Below are 25,848 nucleotides of genomic sequence, written 5' to 3'. Positions count from 1 at the left end.
TGCCTATAGAACATCAGGGTTGCTATGTGGATAAAGTGTTGCTACGGTCTGACGGGGAATCGGTAGCATCATTAATCCAATCATCAACAGTAGAAATGCGATAAAGTAAGGCGAAAGATGGCCTCGAATTTGTCCTGCTGCTACGGGTCCTATGAATGACCCTAGGGACATGGCGATGGACTGGAATGAGAATACTCTGCCTAATCGACCCCCACCGCTAAGTTTGATAAATAATGAGGCCATGGCGGGGAAGATAAGACCTTTCGATGCTCCTAACACGAAAAGGATATAGACTAAAGGGATTGCTGGCAATGCTGCTAAACCGAAGAAACAACAAGCCATCATCATAATACCACCAACTACTCGTTTTACAGGTGAGTAGCGATTTAGGAAGAATAGACAAAGCGTGAAGAGTGCGCCTACGCTAATTACTGAAAAAAGAATACCTGTGGACATGATTCCTGATATCCCTGTATTTCGGAGGGGAAGCTCAAAGAAAAGGATTCCTTGTGCGCAAGCTACGACGAATGGAAGCGTGAAGAAACGCCATGAGATCGGAGCGGGTTGTGACTGAGTGAGTGGATCCGTAGGAAGAGTATTATCCCTTATTACCTCTAAGGGTGCAGACTTTAATACGGATGCCGATGAAGGTACCATGAAAAAGGCCATCACGCCAGTAGCAATTAGCAACCAACCAAGACTCTGAAACGTCCCAGAATATCCTGCATTAGCGACAATAAATGCTCCTGCAGCTGGTGAGATGACGGAGGCTAGGGTATGAATCACACCATGTCCCGACATATACTTCCCTTGAGTGATTGGATCTTGAGATAGTGACGCTAATAGAGCTAAACAAGCAGGTGACAGAAATGCCAATACGAAACCGCTGAGGGAGCGTAATACTAGCAATTGCCACGGAAACTGAACATATGATTGGAGGAGGAGTATAACTCCTGCGGACAGAAGACTGAAAATGATGTAACGACGGCTCCCATGGCGATCAATTACTTTCCCTGCGATGATATTACCAGGGAGATGCGTGAGTGCATAAATACCCATCATCCATCCAATGAAGACAGGAGCTGCTCCAAGAGAAACGGCAAATGGGGTAAGAATGGGATACTGGGCATGTAGATCGAAAAAAGCCAAAAATAAAAATAGGTAGAGCCAAAAAGCCGTTTTCACATCATCACTCCTTTCTGCATTAGTGTTCTTCTTACATAACTTTGATATCTCAGAGACAAACGATCGGTGTTAATGACACGGTTGGACGTTTATCCCTGTCTACTACTTGTACGTTGAAACAGACTCGCATATACCTTTTTTTGTGTAAGTAGGGTTAGGGTTACAGGTAATCAGGGAATCATGTATAATTAGGGAATGACCTTCTACTGAATAGATTGAAGAGATGGTCATAAGTTAAGTTTAGTCGATGGGAGTGTTATGAATTAATGAACGTACAGGTATGGACTGATTTTTTGCAGCAAAATTGGCTAGTGATTGTCATCGCCCTCGTTGTACTCTTTGTCGTTCTCAATCTGGTCAAGACCATGGTGAAATGGGTACTTGCGATTGTGATTGTTGCTGGACTGCTTATTTATAGTGGTATCTCACTTGAAAAAGTAGGAGAAGCGGTTACAACGTTAAAAGATGAAACTGTAGATACAGTTAAAAGTGAAGCTATCAATATGATGTTAAAAGAAACTAAGGATGCAAAGTATACACAAAATGATGAAAAAATGTACACAATTACGACGCCTAATGTAAGTTTGAATGGTGAGATTGGAACAGGGATTGTGGAGGTTACTTTCAAAGGAGTATCTTTGGGAGAATGGGAAGTAAATGATACGATGATTAACTTCATTGAGGGTGTTAGGAGCAACGCATCAAACACTTCGAAGTAATTAGTCCATCCCTGTATATAAATAAAGGGGAGATCAATGGCGTGTTCTACACATGGTTTCAAAGTTTACAGGATTTCAATATCGTCACGATAATCCTACTGTTTATTCTAGTGACATCTTTATTCCAAGGCTGGCGTAGGGGAGCTTCCAATTCAGCTGGTAGGTTGTTTACATTGCTAAGTGGAGTTATTCTTACGCTTCTTGGATTAGCGATATCTGTTCCGTTTACGTTATGGCTATCCTCTCAGGTACAGCAATGGCTAGCAGACTATGCTACTAAGTTGCCAAATAGGGACTTGAGTGGGTGGGCACAGGCCTACTATACGTTTATGACGTCCATGGCGGATTTTCCATTAATGCGGTTTGCAGTGTTGTTCATAGTTATCTATTCATTAATCCGATTATGCTTCAGTGTACTCATCTCTTTGATATTTGGTAGAAGGATGTCTTTGTTCTCCAGAAATAAAGGGAGATCATCGAATCTACTGAGTCGTCTGGCGGGTCTAGCGATTGGCGGAATAATGGGTACGGCTCGTTGTATTTTAGTGGTCGCTGTTCTATTTATATTCGTCACGCTATATCCAAACCAGACCTTTAGTCACTATGTTGAGGATTCACCAATCTATCAAGATGGCGCCCAAATGATTATTGAACCTCTATCGGGGAATCTGGTCAAAGAAAAACTTCCAGTTTTTACGAAGGCAGTAGAGAAAGAGCTGGGTGGTATTCTTCAGCGTAAGTATGACATTATTGACCGGTCTATTCCGGCTGATATAGAGCAAGCTGCTGAGAGTATTGCTGGACAAGCCAATAGTGAAGAAGAGAAGGCGCGGCTTTTATATGAATGGGTAGGATCACGTGTGACCTATGATAACCGTAAAGTGGATGATTATGAACAAAAGGGCATATGGCATGAACAGACACCACAGAATACCTTTGATACGAAACTTGGTGTATGTATAGACTACGCCAGATTATATGCTGTCATGGCACGATCACAAGGCCTCAAAGTCAAAGTGGTCACTGGACTTGGATATAATGGACGAGGTGGTTATGGACCTCACGCATGGAATGAAGTTTTTTTAAGTAATGAGAACAAATGGATTCCTCTTGATCCTACATGGGCTAAAAGCGGGAATTGGTTTAATCCTCCTCGATTTGCGGAGACGCATGTTAAGGAACAAACGATATAATCATATGATCAATATTAAGATTACAAGAATAAAGCGAATGTCCCATTCAGGGGACTTCGCTTTATTTGTGTTTAGTCATATTAAAACTAAAATAAGCCAGAGGCACTTATTGTGTAACTTTTCCAAATTTCATACGTTGTTAGGGGTGAGGGGAGATGTTATGAAACCCAATACTCTAGATCAACTGTATAGAACACATATGATGGATGTTTATCGCTACTTACGCTTACTTTGCAGGGATGATGCCACTGCAGAGGATTTGGTACAGGAAACCTTTTATCGTGCTTATATCCATTTGGAGAATTATCAAGAGGAAAGAGTAAAACCATGGTTATTCAAAGTAGCGTATAACACATTTATCGATATGAAGCGAAAAGAGAATCGCAGTGTGGTGCGCAATTCTGAATGTTTTCATGGAATAGCAGCTCCATCGGTATTACGCCCAGATGCAGAGGTTCTGCGTAAGGAAGTAATGGAAGAGGTTAGAGAATGGATTGCTACCTTACCTGAGCTACAACAACAGGCACTCCTATTATATGATATGAACCATCTTAGTTATCAGGAGGCTGCGAATATCATGGGCGTCACCTTATCCCATTTTAAAATACTACTATTTCGGGCTAGACAAGGTATGAGGAGAAGTCGTGAAAGGAGCGATGCATATGAGTGAGGAATTTAAGCAAAAGATGAAAAGTTATATGGAGGGTACGCTGCCTGAAGAGGAGCGTAACGAGATGGAGAAGGAACTAGAGAAGATGGAGCTCTACCAATCTTATATGGAAGAAATGATGCAAGAAGGGGGAACGGATGAAATAAAACCTCTACAATGGAAGTTGGATTCACCCCGTTTGAATGAAGCGAGGATTCTACGAAAAGGTAAATGGAAAGCACGATTGAGCTCGGCCCTCATTGTAATCAGTATGTTTCTGCTCTTTACGGTGTTTACATCCATAGGTACAATGGTGTTTTATCAATGGGGTGAACCTGATCGTGGGGAACAATATAGAGATGTGGTTAGCTCTACAGTGAAAGTTACCCAGCCGAATATTGAAGTGAATTTAAGCAGTAATGCGGGACCTTATGTGGGTATGAATCTTACAGGAGAGATTAGGAAGCAGGTTGGTGCAGCTCGACTTAGTGTGGGGGAGTTCTCAGGTTCATTCTTTTTCAATTTTTTACGCACATATGATTTTGCTTGGAATGAGCAGGGGCAATATAGTAACGCGATATTTCAGCTACCTGAATCTGAAGGCTTCGATAGTGACGCTGACTGGAAGAGATTGAAGAAGCTACCTGAGGGGACGGTGGCTGAAGTCTATGTGTCCTATCGTAAATTCTTCACAACAGATGAGTTATTGGCGATGTTCAAGGATAAGAATATGGATGCGGTATGGTTTGCTGTTGATAGCGGGCAGAATAGCAAATTAAATCAAGACACCGGAGTTATTACCGAGCCAATTGGATTTCCCAGCAGTCCTATTTGGCATTCGGATGATATGACGGTTACGAATATCTCAGAGAGTAAGAAAGGGTGGGGCATGAAGGTAACGATGCGCTCAGCAACTGTTCCATCTGTCGACACGAATGGGGACGGTGATCTTCGTAACGCTAATTTCATGAAAACATTAAAGTTAATTCAACAATATCCATCCATTACGAAGAGATTGGCACCTTTTCATGATATTGATGGTGCGATATCATATGTTGAAGAGCATGGCGTGAGATTATACGGTGCTGTCGTCACTGGCCCTACGAAAGAATTGTTAAAGTTAAAGGATGATCCTCTTGTATCTAGCATACGTATAGGTAAAGTTACACTGTGGGATTGGAACTAGAAATAAGTTTAGAAATGAGGAGGTGTCTTAGATGAAGAATAAAAAACCATGGCTTCTCTTAGCGTTAATGTTAATTCTGATAATATCCTTAACGGGCTGTGCTCCTGGAGATGGGGATAATTCCATTGACAATCCTGCAGGGTTTTTCTGGGGGGTATGGCATGGATGGATTGCACCCATTTCATTAATTGTGGGGTTCTTTAAGGAGGATATTCGCATCTATGAAATCTATAATAATGGTTGGTGGTATGACCTAGGATTTTATATCGCTATTATAAGTGGATTTGGTGGTATTTCACTATCGCGACGTAAAGAGAAGTATAAACGCAATTAATTTACAATCCTACGTTTAGAACATAAATAAAACAACCACGAACTCGTAAGAGTGTTCGTGGTTGTTTGGGGTTAAATGGATGTAGCTATAATATTTAAGCTGCTGGAAGTGTGATCTTTTGACCCGGATGAATCAACTGGGCATTGTTCAAGTGGTTCAGATCACGTAACACTTGCCATGATGTGTTGTATTTCTTAGAAATGCTGTAAAGTGTATCTCCGGTTTTTACCACATATACCTTAGTATCCTTAACGGGAGCAGGTTTAACTTCAGGTTTGGGAGTAGGAACGGGCTTAACTTCCGGCTTCGGATCAGGTGTGACCGGTTCTGCGGGTTTAGTCGTAGGTGCTGGTTTTAGAACAGGCAGTTTACCTTCTACGATACGATTTCCCGATTCTGCACTAATCGTGTTACGTTTCTTAATGAGTTTGATCAATGCTTCATCCAACGAACCGTACATTCCGGCTTGTGGATATTTACTGAACATCTTATATTCGTCACCGCCAACAGACATGAAGTCATTGGTTGCCAGGCTGTAAGTAGCTGTTAGATCCAATGCTTTATCTCCAACGATGACAGAATGGACACGGCTACCTTTAGGTTGTGATGGATCAATTTGGAATTTCAGACCAGATACTTGCGGGAAAGCCCCTTTTGGTTCTGGATAATCAGAGACACCATTCTCAAGAGCAGCCTTTATATCAGCTCCTTTTACATTGAGAGTTACGATCTGATTTCCGAATGGAAGGACGGTAATCACACCGCCTTTAGTGATCGTACCTGCATCAATGGAGGCACGGATTCCGCCACCATTCGTGATAGCAACATCAGCGCTACTGATATCGCGCATAGCATCTGTAATGAGATCACCTAGATTCGTTTCACCAGCACGAACCTTCTCACGAGCACCTTCCAATTTCACAGGTGTAGTTCCAACTTCTTCTTTAAGGAGAGGTGCTTGTTTAGCCAAGATGGAGTCTACCAAGGTAGCGACCTTCGCATTTGGTTTCACGTTTACAGCTTCTTTCTCATCAATGAGCGTGGCCGTTTTCTTTGTTACCTTACCACCATCTACCCATAAATCAATAACACCTAAATGTTCTGTATATTCACCAGTGCTTGCAATGAGCGTATTGTTGTCTGAGAGCAATCCGTTCTCTAATACAGTATGGCTGTGTCCGTCAATGAATACATCAATACCAGGAACTTCTTTTACTACTTTGAAGCTGGTATCTGTACTGGATTCATCTTGTCCAAGGTGACCAATCACGACAATCACGTCGACCTTATCACGTAACTTATCAACGAATACCTTAGCTTCAGCCGCAGGATTTGTGAATTTCAAACCATTCACATTTTTTGGATTAGTCTTATAAGCTGTTTCTGGAGTCGTTAGCGCAATAATACCTACTTTCACGCCATCGACTTCTTTAATTAAATAAGGATCAAAAAGGTTACTTCCGTCTTCTGTTTTTATGTTAGCACTGAGCATAGGGAACCCCATGATCTTGGATAGTTCTACTAGTCTTTTATATCCATAATTAAATTCATGATTACCGGGAGCCATCGCTTGATATCCCATTTCTTTCATCACATTGGCAACGCTCTCACCTTCGACTAAGGTAGCAAAGGTCGTACCGTGAACAGCATCACCAGCATCCAATAGGAGTGTATTCGGATTCTTAGTACGATAACTATCTATAATTCCTGCGAGCTTTGCAAAACCCATAGCTGGAGAAGCTTCTACCGCTCGTGCGTGCATGTCATTCGTATGTAGGATTGTTATATGCTTACCCGTTGGAGTTGTATTAGGAGTAATTGTAGTATCAGCTGCAGCAACTGTTCCAATTGAACCCAGGAGCAAACTGAACGTAAGGGATAGCGATGTTAGCCATTTTTTGGTGTTCATGTAATGAATCATCCTCCTAAAAATATTTGTAATGATTATTGCAAATAAATATGAACAAAAACATGCTAAGAGTGTAAAACTATGAAACGAATATCAGCCTCCATTTCTATCAGAGTATTCAAAAAATAGCACTTTGTGGGGTCTTGTAGGGTTGTATTATATGACTTAGCTCCCATGTATTATTATATATTAGGGATATAAAAAAGTTAAATATTTCTTTTTTTCTTTCGTCATATTATGACAAATAAAATAAATACTTGGTATATTTTTATGCACACTGCAAAAAAACGCCTATAATAGAGCATTATAATGATATATAACAAATACGAAATGGATGATGGAGTAAGGAGAGACTGACTATGACACTCAAAGAGAAAAGAGAACATCGGCAATATCCCGAACAAACGAAGGTAGATGCTTCACGTGCTGCCTATGAACGAGATTATTCAAGACTCATACACTCTCCGACGTTTCGAAGACTTCAAGGGAAATCACAAGTGTTTGGCGCGGGAACGGGTGATTACTATAGAACGAGGTTGACTCATTCACTTGAAGTGGCACAAATTGCTCGCGAAGCCTCAAGGAGTCTGTTGCGTTCCTATCCGGAAGTGACGCTTGAAATGGCAGAGAATCCAGGACTTATTATCGACCCTGAAGTGGTTGAATGTGCATCCATTGCACATGACTTTGGACATCCTCCGTTTGGACATAAAGGTGAAGAGGTGCTGGATGGCATTCTCGAACGTTTAATCGATGAGAAACTTAAGGCAATAACCAAGGGGGGACAAGTCTCACCAGAACATCTTATGAAAGTCCGTGATGGTCTAAGAGACAAATATGAACATTTCGAGGGGAATGCTCATAATTTTCGGTTAATTATGTTCTTGGAGAAAAGAGAGAACGTGGACGGTTTAAATCTATCGGATGCTATATTACTGGGCATTAACAAATACCCGTATCCTGGTACAGAAGTGAAAAAGGGACTCTATAAGCATGAATGGGAGTACATTTCACAAATTCGCAAAAGTTGGGGAATTCCATATGGCAAGAAAACGCTAGAAGCACAATTGATGGATCTATGTGATGATATTGCATATTCGTCCCATGACTTAGAGGATGGGATTAAAGCGGGGAAAATAGAGGTGCATGAGCATTTCCTATTTGACCCTTATATTAATCGGTTGATCGTGGAGAAGATTACGACACTTGAGGATGCTTTTTGGGATGGATGGGAGAAAGAACAAATTCAGCCCAAGGTGCAAGAAGTGTTGTCGTCTTTTCTACAAGTATGGAAAGAGAAGATGCCGCTATGTGAGAATGATTATTCACGTGCAAGACGTGAAGTGAAAGCGTACTGGGTAAGTTTATTCGTGAGCAATCTAGGCGTAATCTCGGATGGTGATTGGAAGAAAGTCACGTTTGTGAAAGACAATGCAGAGAATGAGGACATGCTTCGAACCGTAAGTGTGCTAAAGAGTTTCGCATGGGTCACGATGATTAAGGACTTACGAGTACAACGGCTACAGAAAAGAAGCGAATGGATCATTAAGCGACTCTGGGATGCATTCTTAGATCCTGAAGTGTCTAAGTCGATTATTCCATCAGACTGGTTACAACGTTATGAGAAAGACCAATTGAAAGATAAACCGATGTGGACATGGGAGCATATGGTCATTGATTACATCGCTGGGATGACAGATGCCTTTGCAGAAAAGATATATAATGAATTGTATGGGTTGAAGGTTGGTTCGATCTACGACTTAGATTAATAAAGTGATGGATCTCATATTTGTAAGCGAAAAAGGGATATTGTCCGATAGAAGGGCAGTATTCTTTTTTATATGTTCTTTTTTTAAATAAAATAATGGATATTTAAGGAAAACTATATTACAATAACATCCATAAGGATGGCGAATGGATGATATATGGATGATAAATGAATGGAGGAGAGTATTATTTCGGAATTAGAAAAAGTCACGATCAACTTAGGGGCAGTAGATTTAGGGCAGATTGATTTATTAGTAGATGAGGGGTTTTATTCTAACCGTACCGATTTTATCCGTCAGTCGATACGGCAACAGCTGATCGTTCATTCTGCAGAGATAAAGCAAACATCAACGTACAAATATAGTGTGTTAGGAGTCTCTAAATATTCTTTGGATGATCTAGAAGTGTTACAAAAAGGAAATAAGACATTGGAATTGAAGGTGATCGGTACACTAATCATCGCTGAGAATGTACCCCTTGCGTTAGTGCAAGAAACATTCAAGAGTGTTAAAGTATTCGGAATTATTAAAGCGCGACCAGACATCAAGAACTACTTGCAGACATTGCGCGATCTTTCCTAAGAAAAGAGGGATTCGAGAATGAGTCAAGCTAAGACGATGCATAGGCTTTTCTTTTATATGAAAAGACAACGGCTACTGTATGCGGGTCTGACATTTACGATGTTGCTAGGTGTTGCTTTAGATTTATGGGTGGCTTGGTTCTTATCGACTGTGACCAATGCTGCGTCGGAAGGAGAAATGCAGAGGTGGCCATTCTTTATTATGTTAGCGGCTATCGTTCTGCTCTTGATAGGATTGAATACTTACTTGGATCATTATTGGAGAACGAAAGTTTCCGTGAATATCCGAAAGGATATGCGGAACGACACCATGGAGCAATTGCTTAAGGTGAGTGTTCCGTATCGGGATGATAACCATTCAGGTGAATTATTATCTCGTATAACAACAGATAATCAAGCGGTTGGTAACGGATGTGGGGATACGCTCATGTCGTTAATCAAGAATCCTATTCTAATTATAGCTTCATTCGTATATCTGATTCTAATTCATTGGCAGTTAGCATTGATCTGTCTAGCTATTGGTCCATTGACGGTATTAATCGGTGGCGTATTCGGCAAGTTGATGAGATCGAACACAGGGAAACTACAGGAAACGTTAGGCCGTATGTCAGCTTTTCTTCAGGATGTTCTTGGGGGAACGTCAGTTGTGAAAACGTTTGGTTTAGAGCGGAAATTGCTAAGTAGATTTAGTCGACAAAACGCCACGCTGGTTCATTTGGAAACAAGTGGAGGTAAGATTGAAGGTGCAGCGAATTCAGTCTCGGGCGTATTTGGTAATCTGACCTTTCTGATTGCTATTTTAGTTGCAGCTTTTTGGGTCGCTAAAGGTTCCCTAGAGGTCGGTGCGATGTTAGCATTCATTCAATTGATGAATTATTTAGTGGGACCGTTTATGCAATTGCCAGGGCAATGGGCTTCTTTTCAAGGCTCATTAGGGAGTGCAGATCGCATATTCTCCTTAATGGATGCACCAACGGAGGTTGAGACTCTACCCGAGGAAAGACACGCAAATAATACATTCAACAGTTTAACAATGAGTGATGTTACCTTCCAATATTCAAGTTCTGGTCAGCTTGTCCTTGATTCTGTTAGTTTTCATGCCACAGGCGGAGAGATTGTTGCGGTTGTGGGAGCAAGCGGAGGGGGGAAGTCGACATTATTCAAATTATTACTGGGATTCTATCCGATAACCAATGGAAAGATTTCTATTGATGGTAACAATATTGCGGATATGTCTTTACATGAATTAAGGGGTTACTTCGCCTATGTTCCTCAAGAGAACCATCTCTTCACGGGCACAATACGAGATAATATTGCTGATGGGAAGGTAGATGCTTCGGAGGATGAGATTATATCCGCAGCTCAGAGTGCCAATGCCTATAACTTCATTATGGAAATGGAGGAAGGACTGGATACGGAAATCGGAGAGCGGGGAACACGTCTGTCAGGTGGACAGCGGCAGAGAATTTCCATTGCGCGTGCCATATTGAGGAATGCACCAGTGTTATTACTTGATGAAGCCACAGCTGCGCTAGATAATGAAAGTGAGCGTCTTGTCCAGGATGCCCTATTGAAGCTGATGGCGGGGCGTACGACGTTGGTTATTGCGCATAGGTTGTCTACCATCACGCATGCAGATCGAATTCTTGTGATGGAGAACGGCCAGATTGTGGAGAATGGCAATCATACAGAGCTCATGCGACAGGGAGAAAGATACTATCAGCTCTATACAGCTCAATTGCAGAAGGAAATAAGTCATGATGAGGTCAGAGCGATTAATAAGGAAAGCTCATTCTCATCGTGAAACCATATACTTAGAGCCGAGGGGAGATATCTCCCTTCGGCTCTTCTTATGTTTCAAATTTCAGGTCTTAGTATTTTAAATTGTAATTCACTAGATTTCGCGGGAGATCTTTTCCTTCTATATAAGCCTTTAAATTATCTATAAAAATATCAATGACACGTTCATCGTAATGCTCGGTGCTTCCCGAAATATGCGATGTTATAATGACTTGTTTCATACTCCACAAGGGATGATCTATTGGCAAAGGTTCTTCTTCAAAAACATCCAGACCAGCGTAACGAATGATTCCTTTTTCCAACGCTTCCAAAAGAGCATCTGTACTCACAGTAGGCCCACGTCCCACATTAATGAAGCAAGCACCTGGTTTAACGCTGATAAATGCCGTTTCATCAAACATATGATAAGTCTCCTTGGTCAGGGGAAGAATATCAATAATGTAATCACTTTGTTGTAGCGCTTCGTGTAACGATTCCATGGTATACATCGTATCAACGTGGGGATCAGACTTGCCGGAACGTCTTACGCCGAGTACATTCATACCAAATGCCTTCGCAATTCTTGCGGTCTCACCTCCGATCTCGCCAACGCCGACAATGACGATGGTCTTCCCACGTAATTCTGTCAATGTGGGTGAACCGTCAGGTCCTACCTTTGAGTCCCACTGATTAGCTTGTTGGTTCAGAATCGATTGTTGGATACCTCGGGAGAAGGCTAAAATCATGGCAAAGATGGATTCCGAAATAGGGACAGCATGTACGCCACTCGAAGTCGTCAATAAGATCCCTTGTTCTGAGAATTGATCCAAAGGCATTTTATCTACCCCAGCAGACCAAGATTGAATCCACTTTAATGGAGAGTCTACTCGGAGAACATCTTGTTCGATTACTTTAGACCACCCTATTAATATTTCTGCTTTCCTTAAAAGTACTGGATCCAAATCTTTGCTTTTTCCTACCGTAACAGTGTACCCCGGAGCAATCTCTTGGATTGTCTTCAGTTGCTGAGGTGATAACTTATGCAGACTGATGATTTGATGCATGATTTCAACCTCCTAGAATAGATCATGAACATGATTTGAAAAGCATAACAGATTGAACCTAAGAGTGCATGGAATATGGTATTTTTCGGGATGAATATAGAATTTTATGGGAATTAATAGTCGTAAGAAGCAAAAGAAATGAGAAATAAAAATAATTTGAACAGTCCAATATATTCTAAAAGATGACATAAAAATGGATAAATATTAAATTATACGAACACTCTGAAGCCTTGACTCTATTGGATTTCATTAGAAAATGTAATATATTGGATAGATAATGTAAGTGTTATCACCCCGTGATTTTTATAGTCATCAAGTAAATAGTCCGCTTGAGCATTGGAACTGAAACAGCTATAATTACAAATGACGGTCATCTTTTGTTGATTAAATGGTTGATGTTCATTACTTGAATTAGGGATGTTTCGGGGAAAAAACATAGCATAGGAGCCCCAATGATATGAGAACATATCCAAAGAAAGATAACTCGCAAAGGTTGTTTGTAGCTGTAAGATTATCGGAGACACTCCGAGGGATGTTAGAGGAACAGTGTAGTGGTTGGAAAGAACATCTACCTTTTCGTAAATGGACATATCCGGAGGATTATCATATTACACTACAATTTCTAGGTGATGTAGAGTCAGAGAGGATTCCAGCGCTATGTGAGTCTTTAAGACAAAGTGCATCGCAAGCTGCTCCATTTACCCTCGGAATTGGACCTTGGTCGACCTTTGGCTTGTCTGAAGCACCAAGAGTGCTGTGGGCAAGTGTTACAGGTCAGCTAGATCTACTTGAACGTCTCCAGCAAACAGTAACTGAATATACAGCAATACATGGATTTCAAAAGGAAACACGTGAGTACCGGCCCCATATCACTTTGGCACGTAAATACGAAGGGGTATCTACATTTCAAGGACAAGCATTATTGTCGTCTATACCGTCCTTGGAGTCATCACCTTGGTATATCAGTGAATTTGTACTATTCTCCACTAAGATGGGTTCTCAACCTATGTATGAAGTAGTGGATAAATTTTCCTTATGAATGTTTCGAAAATGGCTAGAATGGTTATTTAAAACCTATATTTTCGGTGACATTGTAAGGAAGTGCCGGAATTTTGGGAGGTAAATATGAATTTAATTAGACAAAACCGCTGGGTTGCACTCTTGATCGGTGTTATTCTAGTGTGTTTCTCTGCGATATGTCTGCTGTTGCAGATAGAAGAAAAACAAGCTATAGGGAAATTGTACAAACAGGTGGGTATCAATGGAACAGAGATTCATAGTTTTAAACCTTTGTTAATGTATACGATAGAAGATGAGAGACCATTTCATGTTTTGGGTAACAATCAACAATTGGTTACTAAGCAACAAGAAGTGGCTAGCACTTCGGTTAAATCAATTGATAGTAAGAAAGTGGTAACGGAAAAAGTTGAGCAAATAAACAAATCGACCGAGGTTAACTCTCGGCTCAACCCCCCCAAAGCATTATTCTTTACTCGGACCCAGATGTTAAGTCAGAATGAGAAAGAACATTCGACTTGGCAATACACTGTTTCGGATAAAGAACTGCTTCTGCTCCGTAAAATCGTGATGGCAGAAGCGGAAGGTGAACCGTACCAAGGCAAAGTGGCAGTTGCCAATGTTGTCCTAAACCGGCTGCGGTCAGCCAATTTCCCAAAAACCATTCATAAAGTAATCTATCAGAAATATCAGTTCAGCCCTGTGGCTAATGGACGACTGGATCGTGTTAAGCCCAGCGACGATACCATTCATGCGGTTAATGAGGCTTTAAATGGACATAAGGCAGTTAGTGATGATACGTATTATTTTCTATCCCTAAAGTTAGCTGATGATTTGACAGTTCACAACACGCGTACATTCAGTAAAACGATTGGCAATCATTCATTCTATAAATAGATAGATTGGCTTAAATTTCTTAGTCCTTATTTGATGAGCCTTGATTTATATTGTAACTATATTTCGTTCTTGCTCAATCTTTAGTATCTACGAAGGTGTATTTTGTTATGTGTTATTTTCACTCGAACGGTCAGTCGTGTGGATGTTATAAGCAAAATAACTCCCCACTTAAGTTTAGTGGGGAGTTATTTTGCTTATCCTAAGGGTTAACTACTGTTGTCCAAGCGGTCGGGGTATAGGGTTGATCGAGAACCATATTTATGACGGTCTGAGCACAGTAATCAGGTTGTAGGTAGGGTTCAATTCGTTTTGGTTGCTGTCTACGAGCTTCAAACTGTTCATAGTGATCTGTGATTAGGTGAAACCATTTTTCAATAACGTCTGGAGAATGAATCGTTTCAGCAAATCCCTGATTTACAAAGAAAAGGCTATTCTGCTCTTCTTGTCCTGGAATGGCTTCGTGGAACAACATCTGAATTCCTTTAGCGAGTCCTTCTGTACAAGTCATACCACCCGGTTTCGTAATCAATAGATCAGACACATCCATGAGTTTGTTAATCTCAAGAGTATATCCAAGAATTGTGATATTTGGGTGGTCAAACATCGAATTCTCTTCCATTTTTTCTTGAAGCTTCATATTACTTCCCGTGCAAAAAATGAGCTGGATTCGGTCTGCCCATGAAGCTAACTGTCGCAACAATTCTGGCTTCAGTGTGAGACCCCAGCCGCCACTCATGATTAGTACAGTTGGCATGCTTTTTAGCTTCAATTCCTTACGAAGTTGGTTTTTATCGCCTATCTTCCAGAAATCGGGATGCACAGGGATACCTGTGGTTTGAATTTTATTGGGTTGAACACCACGTTCAATCAGTAGATTTTTGACCCCTGGTGAGGATGCTAAATAGTGACTGACTTCCGGACTAATCCATGCCCCGTGAACATCATAATCGGTGATCAGTGTAATGAGTGGAACATCAATCCCTTGTTTTCTTAATCTCGCAATGACGTTGTTAGGGATAGGGTGAGTACATATAATGACGTCAGGTTTGAGCTGTGAAATGACTTGAGCAGCATGTGTATAAAAAATACGATGAAGAGCAAGTTGAGTGAGCCTATTCAAAGATTTGTCATATTTATTTCTGTAGAACATACCTATTATCGCTGGCGATGTATTAATCGTTTTGCGGTACGCAGATAATATCCAAGGCCCTATAGTTGGATTTAAAAAATTACCAAGCTCAATTACCCTGCATTGTAAATGTGGATGAATCAACTTCATTCCGTTGGCCAAGGCATGAGCAGCTTGCGTATGTCCTGTTCCAAATCCTTCGGATAACAGTAATACTCTCTTTTTTGTCATGAGATCACCTATTTCTTTATCTTTCTAAAACTTACACTTACAGAAAATAGATCATTGTTATGTAATTATGTATTTATTATAAATCAGATGCAACCTTTTCGGAATAGACTGAAGGCGGTTTTTGTTCCTAGACTTTGGGCGGGGATGATTTATTGTATATATGGACAAGATAATCGGATTGTTTAAAAAATAATAAATTTAAAATTGATGTTGATATTTAAATATGAGCATGTTAGAATACTTCATGACCAAGTGACCGTAAGTGAAATACAGTCACTTTCCAAAAATGAACAACATATTAATTGAAGGAGGGGATGTAATGGCTGTGACGGATCGTCGTAAGCAAGTGTTAACTTCTGCGGCCCAGTCCTTTGCAACATTTGGATACAAAGCAACAACCATGGATCAAGTAGCAAAGATAGCTAACGTAGGTAAAGGAACGATCTACACTTTCTTTGCGAATAAGGAAGAACTCTTTGATGAGATACTCTATGGGGCCATCTTAGATATGAAGAAGATTGCGGAGCGGGAAATTAGTCGAGACAGGGAATTTTTTAATAACTTATATAGAGTTCTTGATCGTTTACTGGAGTTTCGTAGAGAACATGAGTTATTCATTAAGTTATCGCATGAGGTGCGGGATTTTGGAACTCCACAAGCGCTTGAAGCTCTCGATAAAGTAGAGAATGTCATTTTGGAGTATATGGAGCGGGAATTAAAAATCGCTTTGGATAACAAAGAAATAAAACCGTGTGATCCTCAAATCGTTGCGAATGTCATATTAAGATTGTATATTACATTAACTACAGAATCTAGAAAGTCTTCTGAGGCATTGAATAAGGAACAGATTAAGCATTACTTTCGCTTGTTTCTCTCAGAAGGGTTGGCAGAAGTACGAGAATTAAATAAATAATTAAGAAATAAACTTCCTGTGGAAGCGGTGCGTAGAAAATAGAGAAAGGCATCGAATTCGTAGAGAGGTTTTCCAGGTCGAAAAATGACCGTATGATTAAAATAGTCACATCGTATTTTTGTAACTTTAAGGAGAGAAAATGATTATGAAGTCAATATCTGTATTTTTGAAAGATGCAGGATCGGCCATCAAAGACCGTAAATTGTTGGTTAGTATGATTGCTATTCTGTTTATCCCCGTTATGTATAGTGGTATGTTCTTAGGAGCTTTTTGGGACCCGTATGGCAAAATGGTTGATCTGCCTGTAGCTGTAGTTAACACGGATCTAGGTGCTAATTATGAAGGTGTGTCACTTCACGCCGGTGATGATTTAATGAAAGAACTGGAAACGACGGAAGGGTTCAAATGGGAGTTCGTGTCGATGAAAGAAGCAGAAGCTGGAATGAGCGATAATAAATATTATATGACTATTCTCATCCCAGAGGATTTCTCTTCTAAAGCTACGACGTTATTGAATGAGCAACCAGAACCTGCTCAAATCATATTTAAGCCTAATGAAGGATATAATTTCTTGGCAGGACAGATTGGTAGTACTGCAGTAGAACGGATCAGAGCACAAGTATCTGCGAAAGTAACTGAAGTATACACAGAAACATTATTTGATCAGATTAAAACGGTCTCCACAGGCTTTAAAGAAGCAGGTGATGGAGCTGGCGATATTAATGAAGGTGCAGGTAAATTGGACGAAGGCGCCACTTTACTGAAAGATAATTTAGTTAAGTTGGTTGACGGATCTATGAAGTTGCAAGATGGAATTCAGCCTCTTACCCAAGGTGTTAATGATCTTGGAGTAGGTGCGACACAATTGAAGGAAGGTTCTTCATCGCTTGCAGGTGGACTCACGCAATTACAAGCAGCACAGAAACAGTTGGAGACGGGTGCAGTGCAAGCCCATCAGGGGACTACTCAATTGCAAAAGGGTCTAGCATCATCTGAACAGGGAAGTGCTAAAATTGTAGCGGGTCTACAATCATCGGTGGATGGAACTGCTCAACTGGAAGCTGGACTTCAATCGACTGTCGATGGATCAGCCAAATTGGAAAGTGGGCTTGAGTCTTCCGTAGACGGGAGTGCCAAGTTAGAACAAGGCTTAAAAGATGCTGTCACTGGTAGCCAACAAGTAGCGACTGGTTCAGCGGGTGTAGCTCAAGGGTTGAAGCAATTAGCAGAATCTAACCCTGAACTTGCAGCTAACGCAGATGTTCAGAAATTGCTAGCAGCGAGTCAAGCCGTTGCTCAGGGTAGTGATAAGTTGAATCAAGGGCAGCAACAATTAGTTCAAGGTGCTACTCAATTGCACCAAGGACAGACACAACTGTCACAAGGTGCTACTCAGCTGCATGAAGGTGCACAGAAACTTCATGGTGGTGCAAGTGCATTGAATCAAGGTGCACAACAATTGTTACAAGGTAGCACCGAGTTACATGCAGGACAAGAGAAGCTTGTTCAAGGTGCGACAAAATTAGAATCAGGCCAGACGAAATTGGCTGAGGGTCTTCAAATGTTTGGTAGCAAGATGGGTGATGCTGTAACAGGAAGTAAACAATTGGCAGGTGGGGCTGAGAAGATCGCTACAGGATCAGCACAATTGTCTGGTGGTATGAGTCAACTAGGCGGCGGTGTTGGGACCATTACTGATGGATCTAAGAAGTTAAGTGATGGGGCTGGGGAATTAGAAAGTGGTCTTGTGAAGTTGAAAGACGGTTCTAATGAGCTTGCTTCTAAATTAAATGAAGCAGCGGATACAACAGGAGAAGTAAAAGGAACTGAAGCAACGTATAGTATGTTTGCTGAGCCAGTAACAGTCCAAGAAGAAAAAATAAACAAAGTACCTAACTACGGTACAGGGTTTGCTCCATATTTCTTATCCTTAGGATTATTTGTAGGGGCGCTTATTTCAACGATCGTATTACCAAGTAGAGAATCTAGTGTACCGAATGCTACAGGTTTCAATAAATTTGTAAGTCGGACATTTGCATTCTGCAGCATAGGGATCATTCAATCGATTCTTGCAGCAACGGTAACGCTATATGGATTAGGTCTTGAAGTTCAAAGTGTACCACTGTTCTACTTATTCACATTACTCACAAGCTTTACCTTCATGTTCTTAGTGCAGGCGTTTGTAACTTGGTTCGATCAACCAGGACGTTTCGCAGTTATTGTGATTCTTATTCTACAACTTACAACAAGTGCAGGAACGTTCCCTAAAGAATTGATTCCAGGTTGGTTGAAAGTGCTCAACCCATGGTTCCCGATGACTTATAGCGTAGAAGGATACAAAGCAGTTATTTCTACCGGTAATTTCGGTGCTATGTGGTCTGATTCAGGTGTTCTAGCTGTATTTGCAGGTATTTTCCTGCTTGGTACATTCGCTTATTTCATACGCCAACCAAAGAACCTCCTACAAGAACAAAGCCTAAGCTTGTAATGTAGGAATACTATAAAAGGAATGGTCCCAAAAGTCTGAATTTTGACTTTGGGATCAGGTCCTTTTTTTGTTGTCTGCAGTTTTTGAAAAACCATTCAAGTGAATATTGAACCTACTCAATTTATGCAGAATTATTTAAAAAAGCTTCAGTAAAGTAAAGCGTTTGTGTAAAACAATAGTTATCACTATTATAAAAAAGTTTAAATGGTGTAGAGATTAGCAAGGTGATAAAATAACATAACCAAATTAGTACGTTCTAATGTAAGTTGCATATTTCATGCTTAGAGACGATCAATTTTGTTTACTTGTGAATTCATATTATATATAGAAAGGTTGCTAATCATGAGACATACAACACTCCCACCGAAACAGGGACTCTACGATCCACAACATGAGAAAGATGCATGTGGAATGGGATTTGTAGCTAATATTAAAGGAATAACTTCTCACGAGATTGTAAGCCAGGCTTTGACGATGTTGGTCAACATGGAACACCGTGGTGGACAGGGAAGTGAACCGAATTCCGGCGACGGAGCTGGTATTATGCTGCAAATTCCACATCGTTTTTTCACGAAAGAAGCAACAAAATTAGGATTTAAACTTCCGGAACCGGGTCATTATGGCGTAGGGATGATCTTCCTCTCACAAGATCCGTTGATCCGAGAAGCTCATGAGAATAAACTGAAGGATATTATTGCTGAGGAAGGCCAGATTTGTCTGGGTTTCCGTGATGTACCCACAGTAGATGATACGCTTGGCAAATCTGCAAAGGAGGCCAAACCCTTTGTACGTCAGGTGTTTATTGAACGGAATAGTGCGTTACAAGATGAGATGGCATTTGAACGAAAGCTGTATGTGATTGGAAGGCGAATCGAGTTAGTTACTCGTTATAGTGGTATTGAAGAAGGAGAAAGTTTCTATCTTACCAGTATTTCTTGCCGCAAAATTGTATATAAGGGTATGTTAACGACGATTCAAGTTGGTCAATTTTATGTGGATCTACAGGATGAATCGTTTGAATCAGCCATCGCACTTATCCATTCTCGATTCAGTACAAATACGTTCCCGAGTTGGGAACGCGCTCACCCTTATCGTTATATGATTCACAACGGAGAGATTAATACACTTCGTGGTAATGTGAATTGGATGCATGCACGACAGTCCCTTTTTGCAAGCGAAGTATTCGGTGATGATCTGGAGAAAGTGAAACCTGTTATCAATCCCGACGGTTCAGATACGGCTATGTTTGATAATACGTTTGAGTTCTTATATTTGAGCGGACGCTCGCTACCGCATGTAGCCATGATGATGGTGCCTGAACCTTGGAATAACCACGAGACCATGGATGATACAAGAAAAGCATTCTATGAATATCACAGTACGCTTATGGAGCCTTGGGATGGACCAGCAGCAATGGGCTTCTCCGATGGTATTCAGATTGGTGCTATTCTCGATCGAAACGGACTGCGCCCAGCTCGATATTATGTAACGAAGAATGATCTGATCGTACTATCGTCTGAAGCAGGCGTATTAGAGATTCCAGCAGAAGATATTCTCTACAAAGATCGGTTACGTCCAGGACGTATGTTGTTGGTAGATACGAAGCAAGGGAGAATTATTTCTGATGAGGAAGTGAAAGCTGAAATTGCTACAGAGAAACCTTATCGTGCGTGGTTGGATGAGCACTTGATTAATCTGGATGAATTACCAGATGCACCAGAGCTTCCGAATCCTAAGCATGATAATGTTCAGCAATTACAGCAGTCTTTTGGCTATACTTTTGAAGAGCTACGTAAAGTTCTAGAACCCATGGCTTCCACAGGAGCTGAGGCGATTGCCTCGATGGGTTACGATGCCCCATTGGCTGTATTCTCGGAACGCCCTCAACGTCTGTATAATTATTTCAAACAAATGTTTGCGCAAGTAACGAACCCTCCTATTGATGCAATTCGTGAAGAGATCATTACAGCTACTGGAACAACGATTGGACCGGAACGCAACATGTTACATCCAGAACCGGAGAGTTGTCGTCAGATACGTCTAGATACACCGGTATTATCGAATGAAGATTTCGGGAAGATCCGTCATGTGCACCGTCCAGGATTCAAATCAATGACCATCCCGACTCTTTTTGCTGCTGCTGATGGAGCAGAAGGTATGCGTGAGGCACTAGAGGTACTATGCCAAGCGGCAGATCGTGTTATTGATAAAGGTCATAATATTCTTATTCTTTCCGACCGAGGTGTCGACAAAGATAATGCAGCACTTCCGGCACTCCTTGCGGTATCTTGTCTGCATCATCATCTGATCCGCCAAGGTACGCGGACGATGGTTAGTATTCTATTGGAATCCGGTGAGCCTCGTGAAGTACATCATTACGCGCTCCTATTAGGATATGGTGTCAGCGCTGTTAATCCATATCTTGCATTCGAGAGCTTGGATGATATGATCGGGCAAGGGATGTTACGTGGCATTTCACATGAGAAAGCTGTGAAGAATTATATAAAAGCTGCAACGAAGAGTGTCGTTAAGGTATTATCCAAAATGGGTATCTCGACGATTCAATCTTATCGCGGTGCACAGATCTTTGAAGCCGTCGGATTGAATTCGGAGTTTGTAGATAAGTACTTTACACGGACACCTTCACGGATCGAGGGTATCGGTCTAGAAGAGGTAGCTAAAGAGACACTAATCCATCATAATCGTGCATTTACGGATAAAGATGGCAATGATAAAGAACTAGATTCTGGTGGGGAATATCAATGGCGTAAAGATGGAGAAGAGCATCTATTCAATCCTCAGACCATACATTTGTTACAACAATCCGTTCGTACGAATGATTACGGTCTTTATAAAAAATACGCGCATTTAGTTCAAGGTGAGAATGAACAGCGTATGACCATTCGTTCACTGCTCGAGTTGAAGCCCGTAGGTGATGCAATATCTATTGATGAAGTGGAATCGGTAGAGTCTATCATGAAACGTTTCAAGACAGGGGCAATGTCATTCGGTTCGATTAGTAAAGAAGCGCATGAAAGTTTGGCCATTGCGATGAATCGTATCGGTGGAAAGAGCAACACGGGAGAAGGCGGAGAGGATCCGGCTCGTTATATTCCAGATACGAATGGAGATTCTCGTCGTAGTGCTATAAAACAGGTTGCATCAGGACGATTCGGTGTAACGTCCAATTATCTTGTTAATGCGGATGAGATTCAGATTAAGATGGCTCAAGGAGCTAAGCCAGGAGAAGGCGGACAGCTTCCAGGTCGTAAGGTATATCCTTGGGTAGCGGAAGTTCGTGGATCGACACCAGGTGTAGGCCTGATTTCTCCACCTCCCCATCATGACATTTACTCGATCGAAGATTTAGCTGAATTAATCTATGATCTAAAGAATGCTAACCCTCGTGCGAACATTAATGTGAAGTTGGTATCTGAAGTTGGTGTCGGAACGATTGCTGCAGGTGTTGCTAAAGGACGTGCGGATATTATCCTTGTTAGTGGATATGATGGAGGGACCGGTGCATCTCCACAAGGTTCAATTCGTCATGCTGGACTCCCGTGGGAGCTTGGACTTGCAGAGACACATCAGACACTTATTCTCAATAATTTACGTGATCGTGTTGTTCTTGAAACAGACGGTAAAATGCTAAATGGACGCGATTTAGCTGTTGCTGTGCTCTTAGGAGCAGAAGAATACGGATTCGCTACAGCACCGTTGGTAGCTCTTGGTTGTATTATGATGCGTGTATGTCAAATGGATACATGTCCAGTTGGGGTCGCTACGCAGAACCCAGATTTACGTAAGAATTTCACAGGAGACCCTGCACATGTCGTTAACTTTATGACCTTCGTAGCTCAAGATCTACGTGAGATCATGGCAGGTCTTGGCTTCCGTACAATCCAAGAGATGGTTGGCCGTACAGATTGTCTGGATGCTGTTAAAGCAACCGGTCATTGGAAGAAGGAAGGAATAGATTTGTCTGTTCTACTCCATTCCCCTACATTGCCAGAAGGTAGTACTCGATTTAATAGTAAACAGCAGAACCATGGATTAGATGAAACACTAGATATTCAGCAGTTGTTAGATCTTGCTGCACCAGCTTTGGAGAACGGAACTGCAGTACAAGGTATTCTTCCGATTACCAATGTTAATCGCGCAGTTGGAACGATATTGGGAAGTGAAATTACACGTAAATATGGAGCTTCTGGTCTACTAGATGATTCTATCCAATTTACATTCTTAGGAACAGCAGGCCAAAGTTTTGGAGCATTTGTGCCGAAGGGCGTAACCTTAATCGTAGAAGGCGACTCGAATGATTACGTTGGTAAAGGTCTCTCTGGAGGTAAATTGATTGTGAAGCCTTCGGCGAAGTCTACGTTTAAAGCTGAAGAGAACATTATTATCGGTAATACAGCATTCTATGGTGCAACTAGTGGTGAGGCTTATATTCGTGGGATCGCGGGTGAGAGATTCGCTGTACGTAACTCTGGCGTTAAAGTGGTCGTAGAAGGTGTGGGCGATCATGGCTGTGAGTATATGACGGGTGGACGTGTCGTTGTACTTGGTGAAACTGGACGTAACTTTGCAGCGGGGATGTCAGGTGGTATTGCTTATGTATACGACCATGATGGGTCATTTATTGATCGCTGTAATTTAGAAATGGTATTACTTGAACGTGTAGAAGACACAGCAGAGGTGGAAGATCTACGCGGGATGATTCGGAGTCATGTATCCCATACACAAAGTACGATAGGACAATGGGTATTAGATCATTGGACAGAGAGTCTGGGTAGGTTCGTACGCGTTATTCCGAAAGACTATAAAAAGATGACGCAGCAGATCGAGAAGGTTCATGCGAGTGGATTGACGGGTGAAGTTGCACTTCTAGCAGCATTCGAAGCAAATATGCGTGAACTTGCACGTTCCGGTGGGAACTAATTGTAACTATCATTATTGAACTCTAGAAAATGTATAACGGATTGTGAATAGGACTTACTTACTTGGCACTATTGGAGGGCCTTGTAAGTAAGTTTTTTTTCGACAAAATAAGAACCCTAATATTATAAAAAAATTCCATAAGACGACAACATAAAAAAAAGAGCTAATATATAATACTATAGAACAAGCAAAGTAGTTGTGCGGGATGAATATTAACAAAGAAAAATAGAGTGAGGTTATCTTCGATGAAGGAAACAAAAGAATTAGGTACTGAAACCCGGCCAAATCGTGAGTTGCCGGATAAGGAAAATGTGGACATTCTTAAAATTATGCAACAATGCGGTATTCATCCCGAAAGATGGAACGACTACATAAGAGTGCAATCGAAATAATGTATCTGTAAAAATGATGAAAATAAAAATACCTTAGTCTCCAAAAGAAACACTTTGGAGACTAAGGTATTTTTGATAGTGAGGAATCTATTAAATCATTCGTTCCATCCGAACAAAAGCAATAAATCGTTTCGCTTCTTCTTCCGTTAGGCTACGGCCATCAATCGTAAGATTAAAGCGTTCCAAGAGCTTCTTATCAGATAGTTCTAAATCATCCACAAAGTTTCTTACATCTTCATCCATAACGACTTCCCGGTGGGTGGTTCGACCTATGAGGAAATCAATAGAGACATCGAACACATCTGCCAGTTTGGTTAATATCTCAAAATCAGGCTTACGCCGATTTTTCTCGTAATGGGAAAGGGAAGCTCTCGTAATACCAATTGAGTGGGAGAGCTCTTCTTGTGTCCATCCACGTACCTCACGTAATTCTGCTATACGATTCCCGTGATTCATGTAGTATCCTCCTTGTCTACTATCTAGATCTGTCAGTTCAGTTAATAAATGTGCAACAAAAAAAGATGTCAAAATTATCTTTATGCTTGACACGATACAGTTTGTATCGTAAATTGGAAGTATAAGATACATTTTGTATCTGGAGCCGATAATTAATGATACGTATTGTATCGTTAATTATCCTATCCAATTTATTGTAATTTATGCATTATATTCTCTTTCGAAGGAATGAGGCTATGCATCCCAATATTGATCATTGGGCCAATCTTGCTCTAAATGCACATATCTATATTAGAGAAGTAAGAGGCAATAAGATAAAGAGCAAACGGCGTCCTATATTTTTAATGGAGATAAGTAATAACGCAATTTGTTTCTTAAGCGATTTGGATATCCCAACATTACAGAATGTTGTGTTTGGTTTCGATATTGAGGATTCCAAATCACAAGTGACGCTTCTAGGAAAGATTGAAACGAAAGGTATATATGAAGAAATGTTTCAATATCGCGTCAAATTACATAACTTAAAGGAACATCAGATCTATCATACAAGTCTTCTGAGAACAATGTTGAATAATTTGAATTACTTCATGATCTCCAAAAGCAAGATAGGAATGCGTAGGAATATCAACCAACTTATCTGAATAGGAACGTATTCTTAATGAATACATATACATTCATTCTACTATATATTCCTACGAAATGCATAGTTCTAATAACCCAATAACTAAGGGATATATAAATATCATTTAGGAAGAACATGTGAATATCGCTATTGTTGACGTAGCTTGAATTCTTTCGGCGGTGAAGAGAATGTTCAATACTGCACCTACCTATCAATCCAGTGGGTGCAGTATTGAAATATGCCCCGCTCAATCAATGAGAGTCACAATCTAATTACCTCAAGGAAATCCTAAATCTCCGATAGCAGAGCTTATCGAACGCTTCGAACCAATATTCTCTACTCCTCTATTGACGAACGTTTTGTCCAATCAAAGTGACCATCCTACCGGATGCTTTAT

The 25,848-nt window shown here is 40.9% G+C and carries 20 protein-coding genes; 15 read left to right on the top strand and 5 right to left on the bottom strand.

Annotated features, from left to right (window positions below):
- Window positions 1–3: 3 nt before the first annotated feature.
- Window positions 4–1,185, bottom strand: a complete 1,182-nt coding sequence (locus PGLA_RS02560) for an MFS transporter (protein WP_068528190.1) — start codon at window positions 1,183–1,185, stop codon at window positions 4–6.
- Window positions 1,186–1,451: 266 nt separating this feature from the next.
- On the opposite strand from PGLA_RS02560, the gene PGLA_RS02555 reads away from it, so the two are divergent.
- The 5 genes from PGLA_RS02555 to PGLA_RS02535 all read left to right on the top strand — a co-directional run bounded on the left by PGLA_RS02555 (window position 1,452) and on the right by PGLA_RS02535 (window position 5,266).
- Entirely contained in the window at window positions 1,452–1,904 is a 453-nt protein-coding gene (locus PGLA_RS02555) for a hypothetical protein (protein WP_068528187.1), read from the top strand.
- 41 nt (window positions 1,905–1,945) lie between these two features.
- The gene (locus PGLA_RS02550) at window positions 1,946–3,097 is read left to right on the top strand and encodes a transglutaminase domain-containing protein (protein ID WP_068528184.1); all 1,152 of its coding nucleotides are present in this window, start codon (window positions 1,946–1,948) and stop codon (window positions 3,095–3,097) included.
- 160 nt (window positions 3,098–3,257) lie between these two features.
- Window positions 3,258–3,767 carry a sigma-70 family RNA polymerase sigma factor gene (locus PGLA_RS02545; protein ID WP_068528182.1) on the top strand — a complete coding sequence of 170 codons (510 nt, stop codon included), beginning with the start codon at window positions 3,258–3,260 and terminating at the stop codon, window positions 3,765–3,767.
- Window positions 3,760–4,932, top strand: coding sequence for an anti-sigma factor (locus PGLA_RS02540; protein WP_068528178.1), 1,173 nt, complete (start codon window positions 3,760–3,762; stop codon window positions 4,930–4,932). The genes PGLA_RS02545 and PGLA_RS02540 overlap by 8 nt, the downstream gene beginning before the upstream one ends.
- A gap of 31 nt (window positions 4,933–4,963) precedes the next feature.
- The gene (locus PGLA_RS02535) at window positions 4,964–5,266 is read left to right on the top strand and encodes a hypothetical protein (RefSeq protein WP_068528175.1); all 303 of its coding nucleotides are present in this window, start codon (window positions 4,964–4,966) and stop codon (window positions 5,264–5,266) included.
- A 94-nt stretch (window positions 5,267–5,360) separates the two neighbouring features.
- Here PGLA_RS02535 and PGLA_RS02530 read toward each other — a convergent pair whose 3' ends face one another.
- Window positions 5,361–7,175 (bottom strand): 5'-nucleotidase C-terminal domain-containing protein, encoded by a 1,815-nt coding sequence (locus PGLA_RS02530; protein WP_068528172.1) that lies wholly within the window; start codon window positions 7,173–7,175, stop codon window positions 5,361–5,363.
- A gap of 359 nt (window positions 7,176–7,534) precedes the next feature.
- Between PGLA_RS02530 and PGLA_RS02525 the strand changes: the two genes are divergently transcribed.
- From PGLA_RS02525 to PGLA_RS02515, 3 genes are all read left to right on the top strand, one after another.
- Complete coding sequence (locus PGLA_RS02525) at window positions 7,535–8,944, top strand: deoxyguanosinetriphosphate triphosphohydrolase family protein (protein WP_068528170.1); 1,410 nt, start codon at window positions 7,535–7,537, stop codon at window positions 8,942–8,944.
- Between the two features lie 171 nt (window positions 8,945–9,115).
- Complete coding sequence (locus tag PGLA_RS02520) at window positions 9,116–9,523, top strand: hypothetical protein (RefSeq protein WP_068528167.1); 408 nt, start codon at window positions 9,116–9,118, stop codon at window positions 9,521–9,523.
- A gap of 18 nt (window positions 9,524–9,541) precedes the next feature.
- Window positions 9,542–11,326, top strand: coding sequence for an ABC transporter ATP-binding protein (locus tag PGLA_RS02515; protein WP_068528164.1), 1,785 nt, complete (start codon window positions 9,542–9,544; stop codon window positions 11,324–11,326).
- A gap of 67 nt (window positions 11,327–11,393) precedes the next feature.
- On the opposite strand, the gene PGLA_RS02510 is transcribed toward PGLA_RS02515, so the two are convergent.
- Entirely contained in the window at window positions 11,394–12,365 is a 972-nt protein-coding gene (locus tag PGLA_RS02510; RefSeq protein WP_068528161.1) for a D-2-hydroxyacid dehydrogenase, read from the bottom strand.
- Between the two features lie 457 nt (window positions 12,366–12,822).
- Here PGLA_RS02510 and thpR point away from each other — a divergent pair, with 457 nt between their 5' ends.
- Both thpR and PGLA_RS02500 read left to right on the top strand, forming a co-directional pair.
- A complete protein-coding gene (gene thpR, locus PGLA_RS02505; RefSeq protein WP_068528158.1) occupies window positions 12,823–13,404 on the top strand; it encodes an RNA 2',3'-cyclic phosphodiesterase in 582 nt (193 codons plus the stop codon).
- Between the two features lie 86 nt (window positions 13,405–13,490).
- Window positions 13,491–14,279, top strand: a complete 789-nt coding sequence (locus PGLA_RS02500; RefSeq protein WP_068528155.1) for a cell wall hydrolase — start codon at window positions 13,491–13,493, stop codon at window positions 14,277–14,279.
- 199 nt (window positions 14,280–14,478) lie between these two features.
- Here PGLA_RS02500 and PGLA_RS02495 read toward each other — a convergent pair whose 3' ends face one another.
- Complete coding sequence (locus PGLA_RS02495; protein ID WP_068528152.1) at window positions 14,479–15,639, bottom strand: MGDG synthase family glycosyltransferase; 1,161 nt, start codon at window positions 15,637–15,639, stop codon at window positions 14,479–14,481.
- Between the two features lie 319 nt (window positions 15,640–15,958).
- Between PGLA_RS02495 and PGLA_RS02490 the strand changes: the two genes are divergently transcribed.
- From PGLA_RS02490 to PGLA_RS27815, 4 genes are all read left to right on the top strand, one after another.
- Window positions 15,959–16,552, top strand: a complete 594-nt coding sequence (locus PGLA_RS02490) for a TetR/AcrR family transcriptional regulator (RefSeq protein ID WP_068528149.1) — start codon at window positions 15,959–15,961, stop codon at window positions 16,550–16,552.
- A gap of 145 nt (window positions 16,553–16,697) precedes the next feature.
- The gene (locus PGLA_RS02485) at window positions 16,698–19,040 is read left to right on the top strand and encodes a YhgE/Pip domain-containing protein (protein ID WP_068528146.1); all 2,343 of its coding nucleotides are present in this window, start codon (window positions 16,698–16,700) and stop codon (window positions 19,038–19,040) included.
- Between the two features lie 342 nt (window positions 19,041–19,382).
- Window positions 19,383–23,981 carry a glutamate synthase large subunit gene (gltB, locus tag PGLA_RS02480; protein WP_068528143.1) on the top strand — a complete coding sequence of 1,533 codons (4,599 nt, stop codon included), beginning with the start codon at window positions 19,383–19,385 and terminating at the stop codon, window positions 23,979–23,981.
- A gap of 245 nt (window positions 23,982–24,226) precedes the next feature.
- Window positions 24,227–24,373 carry a hypothetical protein gene (locus PGLA_RS27815; protein ID WP_161487826.1) on the top strand — a complete coding sequence of 49 codons (147 nt, stop codon included), beginning with the start codon at window positions 24,227–24,229 and terminating at the stop codon, window positions 24,371–24,373.
- A 90-nt stretch (window positions 24,374–24,463) separates the two neighbouring features.
- Here PGLA_RS27815 and PGLA_RS02475 read toward each other — a convergent pair whose 3' ends face one another.
- Window positions 24,464–24,829, bottom strand: a complete 366-nt coding sequence (locus PGLA_RS02475; RefSeq protein ID WP_068528140.1) for a helix-turn-helix domain-containing protein — start codon at window positions 24,827–24,829, stop codon at window positions 24,464–24,466.
- Between the two features lie 236 nt (window positions 24,830–25,065).
- On the opposite strand from PGLA_RS02475, the gene PGLA_RS02470 reads away from it, so the two are divergent.
- A complete protein-coding gene (locus tag PGLA_RS02470; protein WP_068528136.1) occupies window positions 25,066–25,470 on the top strand; it encodes a hypothetical protein in 405 nt (134 codons plus the stop codon).
- Window positions 25,471–25,848 lie beyond the last annotated feature (378 nt).

This window comes from Paenibacillus glacialis (genome assembly GCF_001637205.1).
GTDB lineage: Bacteria > Bacillota > Bacilli > Paenibacillales > Paenibacillaceae > Paenibacillus_AQ > Paenibacillus_AQ glacialis.
The sequence above is the reverse complement of the archived record's forward strand: the minus strand, read 5'-3'. Positions and strand labels throughout refer to the sequence as shown.